We start from the raw sequence: 14,002 nt of genomic DNA, 5'->3' as shown, positions 1-14,002 counted from the left end.
GCTCCTAGGGGATCAGTTGGTGCTCGTGCCTCCGGTGCTGCCACCGCCGCTGCTTGTGCCACCGCTGCTCGTGCCGCCGGTGGAATCGCCGGCACTCGTCGTGCCGCCGCTGTCACCCATGGTCGAGGCCGTGGCTCCCGCTGTCGAGTCGCCCGTGGTGTCACCAGCGGTCGTGCCGGTGCTGCCCTGGTCGATGCTGGAGGTTTGATCGGAGTACGCGGTCGCGTGGACGTCGTACATGCTCTGGTTGATGGTCGCGTCCTGGATGGTGACCGCGTTCGCAGTCGAGTCGATCGACCCGATGTTCGCCGCCACACCGGCGTTGATCGGCGCGGCTACGTTGGCGTTGGCTGCCACGGCGCCTGCGATCGGTGCGGCAAGGTCGGCGTTGAGGTCGACGTTGACATCGACGTTGAGCAGCGCGCCCTCGGTCAGCCCTGCTGTGCTGGTGTCCACCGTGGTGCCGGTATCGGTGCCGCCGGTATCGGTCCCACCGGTGTCCGTGCCGCCGGTGTCCGTGCCACCCGTGCTGGTGTCGCCGCTCTGATCGATGCCGCTGTCCTGCAGCGACGTCGCGGTCGCGTCCACGTCGTTCATGCCCTGGTTGATGAGCACGCCGCCGTCGGCTGAATGCGTCGCGGTCGAACTGGCGTCCGACCCGTACGTCAGAACGTTGGCGCCTGCGGCGGCCTGAATCGGTGCCGCGACGTTCAAGTTGGCGGCCGCCGACAGATCGATCGGTGATGCGGCGTCGATCCCGACGTTGATATCGGCGTTGACGTCGATGATCGACACGACCTCCTTGGCTGGGAGCGCGATGCCGATTTCGGCTGCCAGCTCCTCGGGGCTTAGTCCCTTGCCGCTCATGACTGCGTCTCCTGTTCCATGTCGCTCCCGGCCACGGCCGTTTGCCCACGCCGAGGAATCTCGTCAGCACTTGTGCAAGCGCGAGTACCCAGTAGCTGCCATGATCAATAAGAAAAATCCAGGAAAATTTCAGAAATCAGGCTTCGGCCCAGGTCGGACCGAGAAAGAGAATTAACTATCCCGTTGATAAGCTCTCGCCGCCCAGCAGGTCGTTGTTGCGTTTCGCCAGCTAATCGAGCGTGGAGTCTTTGCTGACGGAGAACCGCGTCAGCCCGGCTGCGACCAGTGCACCACTTTCATCGCGGTCATCTCGTCGAGTAGTTCGGGGCCGAACCCGAACCCGCTTCCGCTCGCGCGGCGCGGTTCGGACGCACCGCCCGGTGCTCCGCCGAACACGGCGTTGATCTTCACCGTGCCCACCGGAAGGCTGCGCCAGGCCCGCTGAGCCCGTGCCATGTCTGAGGTCAGAACGGTCGCGGCGAGCCCGTAGTCGTCCGCGGCCGCTTCGGCCAGCGCGGCATCGAAGTCCGGCACCACCCGCACCGGGGCAATGGGCCCGAACGTCTCCTCACGCATCACCAACATGTCCGGCGCGCAGTCGACAAGGACCGTCGGCGGATAGAACGACCCCACGCCGTCGCGCGGTTCACCGCCGATCACGATGCCGGCCCCACCCTTCACCGCGTCGGTGACGTGCCGGTGTACCACCTCTCGCTGCCGCTCGTCGACGAGAGGACCGATGCGTTCAGTCCACCGTCGCGCCTCGGTGACCAAAGCGTCGATGAACGCCTCGGCCACCGACTCGACGACATAGATGCGTTCAACCGAGGTGCAGATCTGGCCTGCGTTGGCGAACGCACCCTGTGCCGCCTGCTCGGCGGCCCACCGGGGGTCGACATTGCCGTCGACGATCAACGGGTCATTGCCGCCGTTTTCGAGCAGCGCCTTGGCTCCTCGCTCCGCACATGCCCTGGCGATCGCGCGCCCGGTGACGCTGCCGCCCACATGAGCGACAACGTCGACGTCTTTGGCAGCGGCCAGCCGGGCGCCGACTGTAGCATCGCCGTCGAGGATCTGTAACACGCCGGCGGGCAACTCGGCGGCGAGCAGTTCAGCGAACCGTCGTCCGGTACCGGGACACCGCTCACTTGGCTTGTGCACCACGGTGTTTCCGATGACCAGTGCGGCGCCGAGCAATCCGGCCGCGACCGCAACCGGGTCGTTCCACGGCGTCAGTACCGCCACCACGCCGCGCGGCTGCGGAATCATCAAATCGGTTGCGCCCCAAGCGCCCTGCAGGCTGCGACCGCTGTGAAGCGGGCCCAGCTCGGCGTACTGCACCAGCGTGGCAGCGCCTGCGCTGACACCGCCCAGCGCATCGTCGCGCAGCTTGCCGGTCTCGCGCTCGTTGAGATCGGCAAGCTCTTCGGCGGCGCGCCGGACCTTCTCGGCCGCAGCGCCAACAGCCGCGGCGCGCTCGGCGGGTGGCGTACTGGCCCAGTCGGCGCACGTCGCGCGGGCCACCGCCACCGCCGCATCGCACACCGCCGCGTCGGCGATGGGCACGCGGGTGACCAGTTCTCCTGTGCGTGGATCGTTGACAGTGATCGCGGTGTCCTCGGCCATGACGGTGAGTTACCCCCGACAGGACCGTCGACACCTTCGTCAGCCGTTAGATTGAGCCCATCATGTCAACAGCCGCCCCGTTTTTGCTGCTCTCGATACGCGCCGAGGACGCCGCAGCCGACGACGAATACGAGGCGATGATGCGGTTCGCCGGGGTCGATGCCGACGGAATGCACCGCATCCGGCTCACGCACCAGTCGTTGGGCGATATCGATCTCGGCGACTGGTCGGCCATCATCCTCGGCGGCGGACCGTACAACGTCAGCGACCCGGTGGCATCGAAATCGAAAACCCAGCGACGCGTCGAATCGGAACTGCTTCCGCTGATCGGCCGTATCGTCGACGCCGACTTCCCGTTCCTCGGTTGTTGTTATGGCGTCGGCACGCTCGGTTCTGTCGTCGGTGCGTCCGTCGACCGGACCTATCCCGAGCCCGTCGGTGCGATGACCGTCGCCCTCACCGACGAAGGCCGCCGAGATCCGCTGTTCGGCGACTTACCCGAACGCTTCGACGCCTACGGCGGCCACAAAGAGGGAGCCAGTGCCCTGCCGTCGCACCTGGTTCGGCTGGCGTACTCCGCGGATTGTCCGATCCAGGCATTCCGCGTGGGCGCCAACGTGTACGCGACGCAGTTTCATCCCGAACTCGACGCCGACGGAATATGCACTCGAATCGACGTCTACAAGGATTACGGCTACTTCGCGCCCGAGACCGCGGAGTCGTTGAAGTCGGATGCGTTGCAACACAGGGTCGAACATCCGCCTGCGATCCTGCGTAGGTTCGCGCAGCGCTACGCCCGTCGGGTGTGATCGGTCAGCGCCTTCAATTCGTCGAGCGATCCGCCGATGACGCTGGTCAGATCTTTTCGTCCCGCGGTGCTCAACCATCTGCCGTAGGCCACCTTGAACACCGCGATCGCCGTTTCGGCGGTGAGCGCGGCCGCGGACTCGGCGACACCGCGGCGCCTCAGCGCTGCGGCCATCGCCTCGGCCAGCGATGCCAGCTTGATCAACTCGCGCTCCTGCAGTCCAGGATTGGCGTCGATGACGGCTTGGCGCCGCCGGGCTTGGGCACGGCGGGTCTCCAGCATTTCGCCGGCAGCCCTCAAGCCCTCCCCCGCCGCGTCGATCGCTGACGCGGACTCAGGCGCCTGCGCGATGGCCGTGGTCATCCGTTCGATGAGCGCGTCCTGCCCCCAGAACAACACCTCACGCTTGTCGTTGAAGTGCCGGAAAAAAGTCCGCTCTGTCAGGCCTGCCCGGTCGGCGATCTCGGCGACCGTGGTCTGGTCGAATCCACGCTCCGTGTACAGCTCCAGCGCCGCCTGCTCGAGGCGGCCGCGCGCGTTGGGCTGCCACCGGCTCACCTCCCCGAGCTTACGGGAATGACAGTCACTGTCATCGTCGTTGCTGTGATGACAGCAGCTGACATCAATGGGAGGTTTCCAATGCGAGTGTTCATCACAGGCGGGTCGGGTTTCGTGGGGTCGGCCGTCGTTGCGCAACTTCTCGCCGCCGGTCACCAGGTCGTCGGCCTGGCTCGGTCCGAGTCATCGGCGAGTGCACTCGAGCGCGCGGGTACGCGGGTGCACCGGGGTGACATCGAAGATCACGAAAGCCTGCGGGCGGGTGCTGATTCCGCCGATGCGGTGATCCACCTGGCGTTCACCCACGATTTCGCGGACTTCGCAAGGGCCGCGGACAGCGACCGTGGCGCCATCGAGGCCATGGGCGAGGTGCTCGCCGGATCGGACCGGCCATTCGTTGCGACCTCGGGGCTGGCCGGGTTCTCGCTCGGTCGAGACCTGACCGAGACGACGTCGCGTCACCCAACTCGCCGCGCTTCTCGGAGCAGGCGGCGCTGCAATTCGCCGACCGTGGTGTGCGCGTCTCGGTGGTTCGATTGCCGCCGTCGGTCCACGGCAAGGGCGATCACGGCTTTGTTCCTCGACTGATCGAGATTGCAAGGGAGACAGGGGTTTCCGGCTTCCCCGCGGACGGGTCGAACCGGTGGCCTGCCGTCCACCGACTCGACGCCGCCCGGCTGTATCGGTTGGCCCTCGAATCGGCGCCTGCGGGCGCGCGGCTACACGCCATCGGTGACAACGGAGTCGCGGTCCGCGACATCTCCGCTGTGATCGGGCGCCATCTCGGCTTGCCTGTCACTTCCATCGCACCGGACGCCGTGGCCTCCCACTTCGGCTGGCTCGGTGCTTTCTTCTCGCTCGACGTCGCGGCGTCCGGCACCCGCACGCGCGAACTGTTGGGGTGGCAGCCCACCGGCCCCGGGCTGCTCGACGACCTCGAAGAGGGCCACTATTTCCAGGCGCGAGCGGCCTGACCGCTCGAGACTGCGGCCAGATCGCGGTTCTCGGTAATCTCGTGATCTGGCCGCAGTCTCGGCGACATGGTGGCCCCGCTGCGTCACCCGACGTTGTGGAACTGGTTGGCGGGCACGGGAAGTCCGTAGTGCTCACGCAGCGAGGTGCCGCTGTAGTCCTCGCGGAACAGCCCCTTGCGCCGCAAGATGGGCAGCACCTGATCGATGAACGTCTCCAGTCCCGACGGCAGCGCCGCCGCCATGATGTGAACCCGTCAGCGGCGCCGCCTTCGAACCACGCGACGATCGTGTCGACGACCTGATCCGGCGTGCCAGTGAAAGTGAAGTGTCCGCGTCCACCGCCGAGCCGCGACAGAATCTGGCGGACGGTCAGAGCTTCGCGCTGTGCCAACTCGATGATCAGGTCGGCGCGACTCTGGGCGCCTTCCAGTTTCGGACGCGCCAACACCGCTGCGGGTAACGGCGTGTCGAGTTCGAACGCCGACGCGTCGACCTCGAGGATGTTCGACAATTGCCACAACCCGTACTGCGGCACCCGAAGCTCGTCGAGTTCCTTGGCCAATTCCGTGGCTTCGCGCTCGGTCGACCCGATGATCGGCACGATCCCCGGCAGCACGAGCACGCCGTCGGGATCCCGGCCCGCCGCTTTGGTGCGTGCCTTGATGTTGGCGTAAAAGTCGGCGGCCCGCTCGTAAGTCTGGTGCGCGGTGAAGATCGCCTCGGCGTGCCGGGCGGCGAACTCCTTGCCGTCCTCCGACGATCCCGCCTGCACCAGCAGCGGATAGCCCTGCGGTGGACGCTCCACGTTGAGTGGACCGGCGACGTTGAAGTGCTCCCCGCGGTGGGAGATCGCGTGCAGGCATGCGACGTCGGCATAACGACCCGATGCTTTGTCGCCGAGGTAGGCCTCGTGTTCCCAGCTGTCCCACAAGGCTTTTGCGACATTCAGGAACTCGTCGGCCCGAACGTACCGCGACGCATGGTCGAGGCGGTTGTCGAGCCCGAAGTTCGCCGCCTCCTCCGGAGTGGCTGAGGTGACGATGTTCCACCCGGCGCGGCCACCGCTGACATGGTCGACCGACGCGAGCCGCCGCGCCAGGTTGTACGGCTCGTTGTACGTCGACGACACGGTCGCGATCAATCCGATGCGGCTGGTGTGCTGCGACAGCGCGGTCAACAGTGTCAGCGGCTCGAGTTGGCCGGGCGGGCGGAATGCCCCGGTGCCCGTCAGCGCCGGGCCATCGGCGAGGAACAGCGAGTCGAACTTGGCGTTCTCCGCCAGTTGCGCCAACCGAATCCAATGCGCCAGGTCGAAGTCGGCCCGCGGGTTGCTCTGCGGTAACCGCCACGCCGCCTCATGATGACCCGCCTCCATCAAGAAGGCGTTGAGATGAAGTGCCCGACGGCTGCTCATGTCAGCTTGGTGCTGTCGAAGCCGTCAGGAAGCAGGTTGTCGGTGATCTCCGCGACGTCGACCTTCTTGGTGATCTCACCGGCGTCGAGGAAGGCGTCGCTGAGGTCCTGTTCGGCCTTGATGTCCTCCGGCAGCACTTGAGTGACCTTGAACTGGCACGCGTCCACCGTAGTTCGGGCATCCTCCTTGGAGATGCCGGTTTCCTTCGCGATCGCCTTCGCGTAATCGTCGGGATGCAGCTGAGCCCAGTTGAAGATCCGCGCGACGCGGGTCAACACGTCGGCAAGCGCGGCCCGTTTGGTGGGATCGTTGAGCGACTTCTCGTTCGCCACGTAATAGTTGTTGACTTGGTCGATCGGCGGCACCCCCTTGGCCAGGATGCGCGCCCCGTCCTTGACCGCGATCGCCGACGGCGGATTCCAGATGGACCACGCGTCGACCTTGCCGGTGTCGAAGGCCGTCGCGCCGGCCGCCGGGCTGAGGTACACCAATTGCACATCCTTCGGCGTCAGACCGACGCTCTTGAGCGCGAGCAGCGCAAGACCGTGCGCCGAGCTCCCCTGCGGCACCGCGACTTTCTTGCCCCTCAGGTCGGCGAGCGTTCGGATCGGCGAGTCCTTGCCCACAATGATGTTCTCGGCGGCCTTGTCGGGATCGGAGCCGTGTTGGGTGGCGACGATCTTGAAGCCGAATTGCTTTGCCGCACCGGTGATCGGTGGCACCGTGCCCACGTAGCCGAGGTCGATGTCGCCCGTCGCGGCGGCCTGGACCAGTGGTGGGCCGTAGTCGAAGCGGGCGAAGCGGACTTTGTACGGGGCATCGTCGAAAGCGCCGGTCACCTTCGCCAACTCTTCGCTGCCGTCACCGCCGTTGTCACCGATGGTGAAGGTGTACTGGCTCCACTCGGGGTGGTTGGCCGCGGTCGATCCGCCCGCGCTGCTCAGCGGAGCGTCAGGCGCTTTTGCCGAGGAGCACGCGGTGAGCACGCTCACGGCGGTGAGCAGCACCGCTCCGATGCTCACATGGAAAGACTTGTGCGACATGATTTCTCCTCGAAGTGGGTTAGTGCTGGCTGGCGAGTCCGAGATCGGTAAGAAGCGAGGCGCGTAGCTCCTCGCGGGCGACGCTGGCCTCCCGCTCGGCGGCAGTCAGTCGGACAGCGTGCGCGTCACCGATCCTGCCGCTGCTCATCACGACGATCCGGTCGGCGAGGGCGATCGCTTCGTCGACGTCGTGGGTGACCAGCAGCATGGACGCGTGGTGCTTGCGGCGAAGTGCGCGCACCAGGTCGTGCATGCGCAACCGGGTGATCGCGTCCAGTGCCGCGAACGGTTCATCGAGCAGCACCAGGTCGGGCTCCGAGACCAGGGCCCTGGCCAGCGCGACCCGCTGCGCCTCGCCACCGGAAAGTTGCTTGGGCCAGGCCCTTTCGCGACCTGAAAGGTTCACCTCGGCCAGCGCCTTGCGGGCTCGGTTGACGGCGTCAGCGCCGCGCAGACCCAACGTGACGTTGTCCAGCACGCGTTGCCAGGGCAGCAGACGGTCGCCCTGGAACACGATCGCGCGGTTGGCAGGCACTTCGATGCGACCGCCGTCCGGCTTGTCCAACCCCGCGAGCAGTCGCAACAGGGTGCTCTTGCCGCAGCCCGACGGGCCAAGCAGCACCACGAGTTCGTCGTCGTCGATCACCAGGTCGAGGTGGTCCAGCACGACGCGGTCACCGAACCGGCGGACGACCTGTTCGGCGAGCACCCCCTTCTGGGTGCGCAACGCGGCCGTCATACCGCCTCATAGCTGGGTCGCCACCGCAGCAGCACCCGCTCGAGAATCCGGACGGACTGGTCGGCCAGCAGGCCGAGGACCGAATAGATCACCAGCCCGACGAAGACCTTGTTGGTCTGTAGATAGGTCTGGGCCTGCGTGATCAGGAAGCCCAACCCCTCATCGGCGTTGACCGTCTCCGCGGCGACCAGCCCCAGAATGCTGTAGGCCAGTGAAAAGCGTAGGCCGACAAGGAAACCCGGTAACGCGCCGGGGACGAGGACTCGGGTGACGATTCGCCAAGGACCTGCCCCCGTGGTGCGCGCCATCTCGATCAACCGCTGGTCGACGCCGCGGATCGCCGAGAACAGGTTGACATACATCGGCACCCCCGCCCCGAACGCGATCAACAAGACCTTCGTCAACTCGTCGATGCCGAACCACACGACGAACAGTGGCAGCACCGCAAGCAGCGGAATGGTGTTCAAGATCTGCGCGACACCGTTGAAGAGGTACTCGCCGGCGCGCAGGAAGCCGCCGAGCACCCCGGTCACGATGCCGACGGCCAACCCGATCGCCAGGCCGATCCCCGCTCGCTGCAACGAGATCGCCAGATCCGGACCGAGCACCCCGTCGCGCCAGAGTTCGACCGTCGTGGTCAAAATGTCCGACGGCGCAGGCGCGTAGGCCGGCTTGAGCAACCCCGCATGGGCCGACACCTCCCAGATCAACAAGATCAGCACCGGGGTGGTGTAGACGCCCAGTGGCCAGCGCAGCCTGCGGCGCAGCGTGCCGAGGCGAGACCGACGACGGGCGTCCCCCGGCAGGAATACGTCGCGCGGTCGCGGCGGTGTGCTCGTCAGCGCCGGGGGCGCAAGTAGAACCATTGTTTGCCTTTCGAAGGCGACATCCATGGCCGTGCGCGCTGTTGCGTTGCGCGCCGGGAAGATTCGCGGACAACTGGTGTTGTGAGCACCATGCCGCAATGACATTGCGCGCGGGAGCCATGAAATCGACGCGATTATTTGTCGCCGCCTGATTGCGGCCTCGGCGCGCCGCGAAATGGTCCTGCGGAGATACTTGACTCATTCCAGAAACGCGACAATATTGGGTGCCGTGACATCCGGACCCGATTACGCCGATCAGCTTCGTGCTGCTGATCTGCGCGTGACGCGGCCTCGGTTGGCGGTGCTGCAGGCGGTTCATGCGCTGCCGCACGCCGATACCGAGTCGATCTTCGGAGCCGTGCGGTCCGACCTGCCCGACGTGTCGAGGCAGGCGGTGTACGACGTGCTCGCGGCCCTGACCACCGCGGGCTTGGTCCGGCGGATTCAGCCCTCGGGTTCGGTAGCCCGCTACGAGTCGCGCGTCGGTGACAACCACCACCACGTGGTCTGCCGATCCTGCGGCGTCATCGCCGACGTCGACTGCGCGGTCGGCGAGGCACCGTGCTTGACTCCGTCGGACCACGATGGCGCGCTCGACGGCTTCGTGCTCGACGAGGCCGAGGTCATCTACTGGGGTCTGTGCCCCGACTGCTCGGCTTCACAAACAGCGCGATCACATCCGTGATCACAGCCCGTAACACCCACCCTCGGAAGGAATGCTGTGTCATCTGATACATCTGACGTTCGGCCGCCGCATGACGACTCCAAGACGGCCAGTCACAGCGAGAGCGAAAACCCGGTCATCGATTCGCCGAAACCGAAGACGCATGCTCCGCTGACCAACAGGGATTGGTGGCCGGAGCAGGTTGACGTTTCCGTGCTGCACAAGCAGAACGAGAAAGGCAATCCGCTCGGTGCGGACTTCAACTACGCCGACGAGTTCGCCAAGCTCGACGTCGAGGCTTTCAAGCGGGACGTCATCGACCTGATCAACACTTCGCAAGACTGGTGGCCCGCCGACTACGGCAGCTACGCCGGTTTGTTCATCCGCATGAGCTGGCATGCCGCGGGCACCTACCGCATCTTCGACGGCCGCGGTGGCGCCGGGCAGGGCGCGCAGCGCTTCGCCCCGCTCAACAGTTGGCCGGACAACGCCAACCTGGACAAGGCGCGCCGGTTGCTGTGGCCGATCAAGCAGAAGTACGGCAACAAGATCTCCTGGGCCGACCTGATCGCCTATGCGGGCAACGCCGCGCTGGAGTCCGCCGGCTTCGAGACGCTCGGCTTCGCGTTCGGTCGCGAGGACATCTGGGAGCCAGAGGAGATGTTGTGGGGCCAGGAGGACACCTGGCTGGGCACCGACCAGCGGTACGGCGGAACCAACGACACCGATCGCCACTTGGCCGAACCGTTCGGCGCCACCACCATGGGCCTGATCTACGTGAATCCCGAAGGCCCGGAAGGCAAGCCTGATCCGCTCGCCGCCGCGCACGACATTCGCGAGACGTTCGCCCGGATGGCGATGACCGACGAGGAGACGGCTGCGCTGATCGTCGGCGGCCACACGCTGGGCAAGACGCACGGTGCGGGCCCGGACGAGGGTATGGGCCCCGAGCCGGAAGGTGCCCCGATCGAGCAGCAGGGTCTGGGTTGGAAGTGCCCGTTCGGCTCCGGTAAGGCCGGCGACACGGTCACCAGCGGTCTCGAGGTCGTCTGGACGGACAAGCCGACGCAGTGGAGCAACCGCTATCTGGAGATCCTCTACGGCAACGAGTGGGAACTCACCAAGAGCCCCGCCGGTGCCTGGCAGTTCGAGGCCAAGGACGCCGAGCCGACGATCCCCGACCCGTTCGGCGGATCGGATCGCAAGCCGACGATGCTGGTGACCGACATCTCGATGCGGGTCGACCCGATTTACGGTGAGATCACCCGGCGGTGGCTCGACCATCCGGAGGAGCTCAACGAGGCGTTCGCCAAGGCGTGGTACAAGCTGATGCACCGCGATATGGGCCCGATCGAGCGCTACCTCGGGCCGTGGGTGGCCGAGCCGCAGCTGTGGCAGGACCCGGTTCCCGCTCAAGAGGGTGAACTGATCGACGAGGCCGACATCGCGTCGCTGAAGGGCAAGCTGCTCGATTCCGGCCTGACCGTGCAGCAGCTGGTCAAGACGGCATGGTCGGCGGCGGCGAGCTTCCGCGGCACCGACAAGCGCGGCGGCGCCAACGGCGCCCGCATCCGCCTCGAGCCGCAGAAGGATTGGGAGGTCAACGAGCCTGCCGAATTGGCCAAGGTGGTGCCGGTGCTGGAGAAGATCCAGCAGGAGTTCAATGCCGCCGGCGGTAAGCGGGTCTCGCTGGCCGACCTGATCGTGCTTGGCGGTTCGGCAGCGGTCGAGAAGGCGGCGCGCGACGCCGGCTACGAGATCGACGTCTACTTCGCGCCTGGCCGCACAGACGCGTCGCAGGAGCAGACCGATGTCGACTCGTTCGCGGTGCTCGAACCGCGGGCCGACGGGTTCCGCAACTTCGTGCGTCCCGGCGAGAAGGCTCCGCTGGAGCAGCTGCTCGTTGAAAAGGCATACATGCTGAACCTGACGGCGCCGGAGATGGCGGTGACGGTTGCCGGTCTGCGGGCGCTCAACGTCAACCACGGCGGCAGCAAGCACGGCGTGCTCACCGACACACCGGGCACGCTGAGCAACGACTTCTTCCTCAACCTGCTCGACATGAGCACTGAGTGGAAGCCGTCGGAGACCGTGGAGAACGTCTACGAGGGACGGGACCGCTCCTCGGGTGCGGTCAAGTGGACGGCGACTGCCAACGACCTTGTGTTCGGTTCCAACTCGGTGCTTCGCGGCATAGCCGAGGTCTACGCGCAGGACGACAGCAAGGGCAAGTTCGTCGAAGACTTCGTCGCCGCCTGGGTCAAGGTGATGAACAACGACAGGTTCGACCTGGCCTGATCGAAACCACGGCGACGCCCCGCAAGTCACCCGGCTTGCGGGGCGTTGTCGTCAGATCTGCCGACTGAGTTGCGCGCCGATTAGTGGCGCGATCTTTTCGGCCATGTAGGCGTGCCCGGCGTCGGTGGGATGCACGCCGTCCTTTCCGATCAACTCCGGGTGTCCGACGAACCAACCCTGGGCGATCGGATCGATGAACGTCGCGCCCGCGACCCCTGACTGATACTTCAGCGTGTCGCGGATGCCGAGCACCCATGCGGGCGGATCGGCGGTCGGCCACGGCGGACCGATCACCAGGAACTTCGCGGATGGTGCTGTGCGACGGGCCAATTGGAAAGTGCCCCAAGCCAGGACCGACAATTGAGTCGGGTCGACGTTCTGGTCGTTGCGGGAGCCGTAGAACACCACCAGCGCGTCGTCTGGCTTGACCGCATCGGCCGTCAGGTCCTCGAACACGCTGCCATGGTTTCCGCGGGTGCCGTAGCCCGCGCCCCCTTCGGCGGCCACGTCGGCCGCCACCCGGACACCGTCGCGCGCCAGCAACTGCCACGCGCGGGTCGTCCAACCCTTTGCCCCCATACCGCCGAGATCGGTGCCCGTCGTATACGAGTCTCCGACCACTGCGATGCGATTGATCGAGGCGTCGAGCGTCTTTATCTCGTTGTGCCTCACCGACGTTGGAGCCGGGTTCAACAGAGCAACCAGCAGAGCGATCGCAACGACGAATGTGACCAGACGACTCACCGGAACAGCCTACGGCCGGATCCTGGGAATTGCCGCGCCGGCCCCAATTGTGCACAACGCGTTACAGAACCACCGCATCGCCGTCGGACGCAGCGCAATTGGATGATCACCATGCGTCAGCCGGCGCGGGCTGTCACCGCACTTGCGGTCACTTGCCGGGGGCCGTGGATCGGTTGAAGCTTGCCCTGCGCTGGGTCGGGTTCCTCCGAATGCGGATCGGCGACTGGAAGGCGTCGCTCCTTGACCATTCTGCGCATCCAGATGCGCGCTGGTTCTTCGACCAAGTGGTACAGCAGCACCGCGCCGAGAAGGGCGACGGCGAACACAGCGGCCACGATCAGCTTGGCCGACCAACTCGGGGTGAGGACGATCTCGAATTGGGCGGTGACCCAATTCCATGCGGTGTGCACGATTTCGTGGACCATGTACAGGCTGAACGAGATGTAGCCGCCGTACACCATCACCCTGGTCGACAGCAGCCGCGGCAGGCTGCCGACTCCAATGGCCAACGTCACGACGAACGGGACGAACAACACGTCGACGAGCCCACTGGAATCCGACACCTTGGGTACGGGGTGCGCGTCCAGGAAGTACAGGATGGCGATGATGCCGATGCCGATCGCAAGGGATAGATAGCCGGCGCCACGGCGGACCCGGTCGGACGGCTGCATCTTGCGGACGGCCGCGCATGCCAGCGCACCCGCGGTGAACTGCATGACAATCCGCGGGAGCCAACTCCATGGGGTGTAGAAGTGGCCGGTCGCGAGCAACAGCAGCGCGGGCGGCAGGCACGCTACTGCGGCCAGCATCAGCAACCCCCTGACGCTGGTGGCCCTGGCGATCCGGAAGATGACCAGCACCGTGGCACCGAACAGCAGATAGGCCAGCCACTCCGCGCTGATCGACCAGGCGGGTCCGTCCCAGCTCGACCCGTCGAAGAACGGCTGGAACCACAATTGCACCAGCAGGAGTTGCCGGGCGTAGCTGACGGCGCTGAGCTGATCGGCCACCGGTGACGGCAGGTGGCCGACGTACAGCGTGAAGATGATCCACGCCAGCGCCAAATGAAGCGTCACCACGTACACCGGCCACACCCTGGCCAGCCGTAGCCACAGGAAATGCAGTGTGGCCTTCATCGAAAACGACTCGCCCATGCGGTCGACGTAGTTCCACGTCAGCACGAAGCCGCTGAGGATGAAGAAAAGGTCGACGCCCTGGGCGCCGCAATTGATCACAGGAGCCAGCGCCGCCCTGAACCCAGGCGCCGACACTTCGAGCCACGGCCGGAAATGGAACAGCACCACCCACACTGCGGCAACGATGCGCAAGCCGGATAGGGCTTTGATCTCTCCGGTGCGCACAAAACTCTTTTCGTGAGGGACTCTGCTGTTTCGGACCGCG

At 65.9% G+C, this 14,002-nt stretch carries 11 protein-coding genes and 2 pseudogenes; 4 read left to right on the top strand and 9 right to left on the bottom strand.

From position 1 onward, the window contains the following. Positions 1-12 precede the first annotated feature (12 nt). Both ACGFK1_RS19715 and ACGFK1_RS19710 read right to left on the bottom strand, forming a co-directional pair. A complete protein-coding gene (locus tag ACGFK1_RS19715) occupies positions 13-867 on the bottom strand; it encodes a peptidoglycan-binding protein (protein ID WP_393432781.1) in 855 nt (284 codons plus the stop codon). Positions 868-1,134: 267 nt separating this feature from the next. Beyond that, positions 1,135-2,493 (bottom strand): aldehyde dehydrogenase family protein, encoded by a 1,359-nt coding sequence (locus ACGFK1_RS19710; RefSeq protein ID WP_393432779.1) that lies wholly within the window; start codon positions 2,491-2,493, stop codon positions 1,135-1,137. Between the two features lie 62 nt (positions 2,494-2,555). Here ACGFK1_RS19710 and ACGFK1_RS19705 point away from each other — a divergent pair, with 62 nt between their 5' ends. Then, positions 2,556-3,302: a glutamine amidotransferase gene (locus ACGFK1_RS19705; protein WP_393432776.1), complete on the top strand. Its 747-nt coding sequence runs from the start codon at positions 2,556-2,558 to the stop codon at positions 3,300-3,302. Here ACGFK1_RS19705 and ACGFK1_RS19700 read toward each other — a convergent pair. Continuing rightward, positions 3,284-3,859 carry a TetR family transcriptional regulator gene (locus ACGFK1_RS19700; RefSeq protein WP_393432773.1) on the bottom strand — a complete coding sequence of 192 codons (576 nt, stop codon included), beginning with the start codon at positions 3,857-3,859 and terminating at the stop codon, positions 3,284-3,286. The genes ACGFK1_RS19705 and ACGFK1_RS19700 overlap by 19 nt on opposite strands. An 81-nt stretch (positions 3,860-3,940) precedes the next feature. Between ACGFK1_RS19700 and ACGFK1_RS19695 the strand changes: the two are divergent. After that, a pseudogene (locus ACGFK1_RS19695) lies at positions 3,941-4,833 on the top strand (SDR family oxidoreductase). Between the two features lie 83 nt (positions 4,834-4,916). Here the strand turns inward: ACGFK1_RS19695 and ACGFK1_RS19690 are convergent. The 4 genes and pseudogenes from ACGFK1_RS19690 to ACGFK1_RS19675 form a co-directional block, all read right to left on the bottom strand. Beyond that, positions 4,917-6,247, bottom strand: a pseudogene (locus ACGFK1_RS19690) (LLM class flavin-dependent oxidoreductase). Beyond that, on the bottom strand, positions 6,244-7,290 hold the full coding sequence (locus tag ACGFK1_RS19685) for an ABC transporter substrate-binding protein (protein ID WP_393432771.1): 1,047 nt from the start codon (positions 7,288-7,290) through the stop codon (positions 6,244-6,246). Before ACGFK1_RS19685 ends, ACGFK1_RS19690 begins: the two are co-directional and overlap by 4 nt. A 19-nt stretch (positions 7,291-7,309) precedes the next feature. After that, positions 7,310-8,029 carry an ABC transporter ATP-binding protein gene (locus ACGFK1_RS19680; protein WP_393432768.1) on the bottom strand — a complete coding sequence of 240 codons (720 nt, stop codon included), beginning with the start codon at positions 8,027-8,029 and terminating at the stop codon, positions 7,310-7,312. Beyond that, entirely contained in the window at positions 8,026-8,895 is an 870-nt protein-coding gene (locus ACGFK1_RS19675) for an ABC transporter permease (protein ID WP_393432765.1), read from the bottom strand. The genes ACGFK1_RS19680 and ACGFK1_RS19675 overlap by 4 nt, the downstream gene beginning before the upstream one ends. 229 nt (positions 8,896-9,124) lie before the next feature. Between ACGFK1_RS19675 and ACGFK1_RS19670 the strand changes: the two genes are divergently transcribed. Further along, complete coding sequence (locus ACGFK1_RS19670) at positions 9,125-9,580, top strand: Fur family transcriptional regulator (protein ID WP_393432762.1); 456 nt, start codon at positions 9,125-9,127, stop codon at positions 9,578-9,580. A 36-nt stretch (positions 9,581-9,616) separates the two neighbouring features. Further along, positions 9,617-11,857: a catalase/peroxidase HPI gene (gene katG, locus ACGFK1_RS19665; RefSeq protein ID WP_393432760.1), complete on the top strand. Its 2,241-nt coding sequence runs from the start codon at positions 9,617-9,619 to the stop codon at positions 11,855-11,857. A 51-nt stretch (positions 11,858-11,908) separates the two neighbouring features. Here the strand turns inward: katG and ACGFK1_RS19660 are convergent, their stop codons facing one another. Further along, the gene (locus ACGFK1_RS19660; RefSeq protein WP_393432757.1) at positions 11,909-12,601 is read right to left on the bottom strand and encodes an Rv0518 family GDSL lipase; all 693 of its coding nucleotides are present in this window, start codon (positions 12,599-12,601) and stop codon (positions 11,909-11,911) included. A gap of 116 nt (positions 12,602-12,717) precedes the next feature. Then, positions 12,718-13,962, bottom strand: coding sequence for an acyltransferase family protein (locus tag ACGFK1_RS19655; protein ID WP_393432754.1), 1,245 nt, complete (start codon positions 13,960-13,962; stop codon positions 12,718-12,720). Between the last annotated feature and the right edge of the window lie 40 nt (positions 13,963-14,002).

The sequence above is a fragment of the Mycobacterium sp. NPDC048908 genome (genome assembly GCF_043197955.1).
GTDB lineage: Bacteria > Actinomycetota > Actinomycetes > Mycobacteriales > Mycobacteriaceae > Mycobacterium.
Note: the sequence above shows the minus strand (reverse complement) of the source record. Positions and strands in the feature narration are given on the sequence as shown.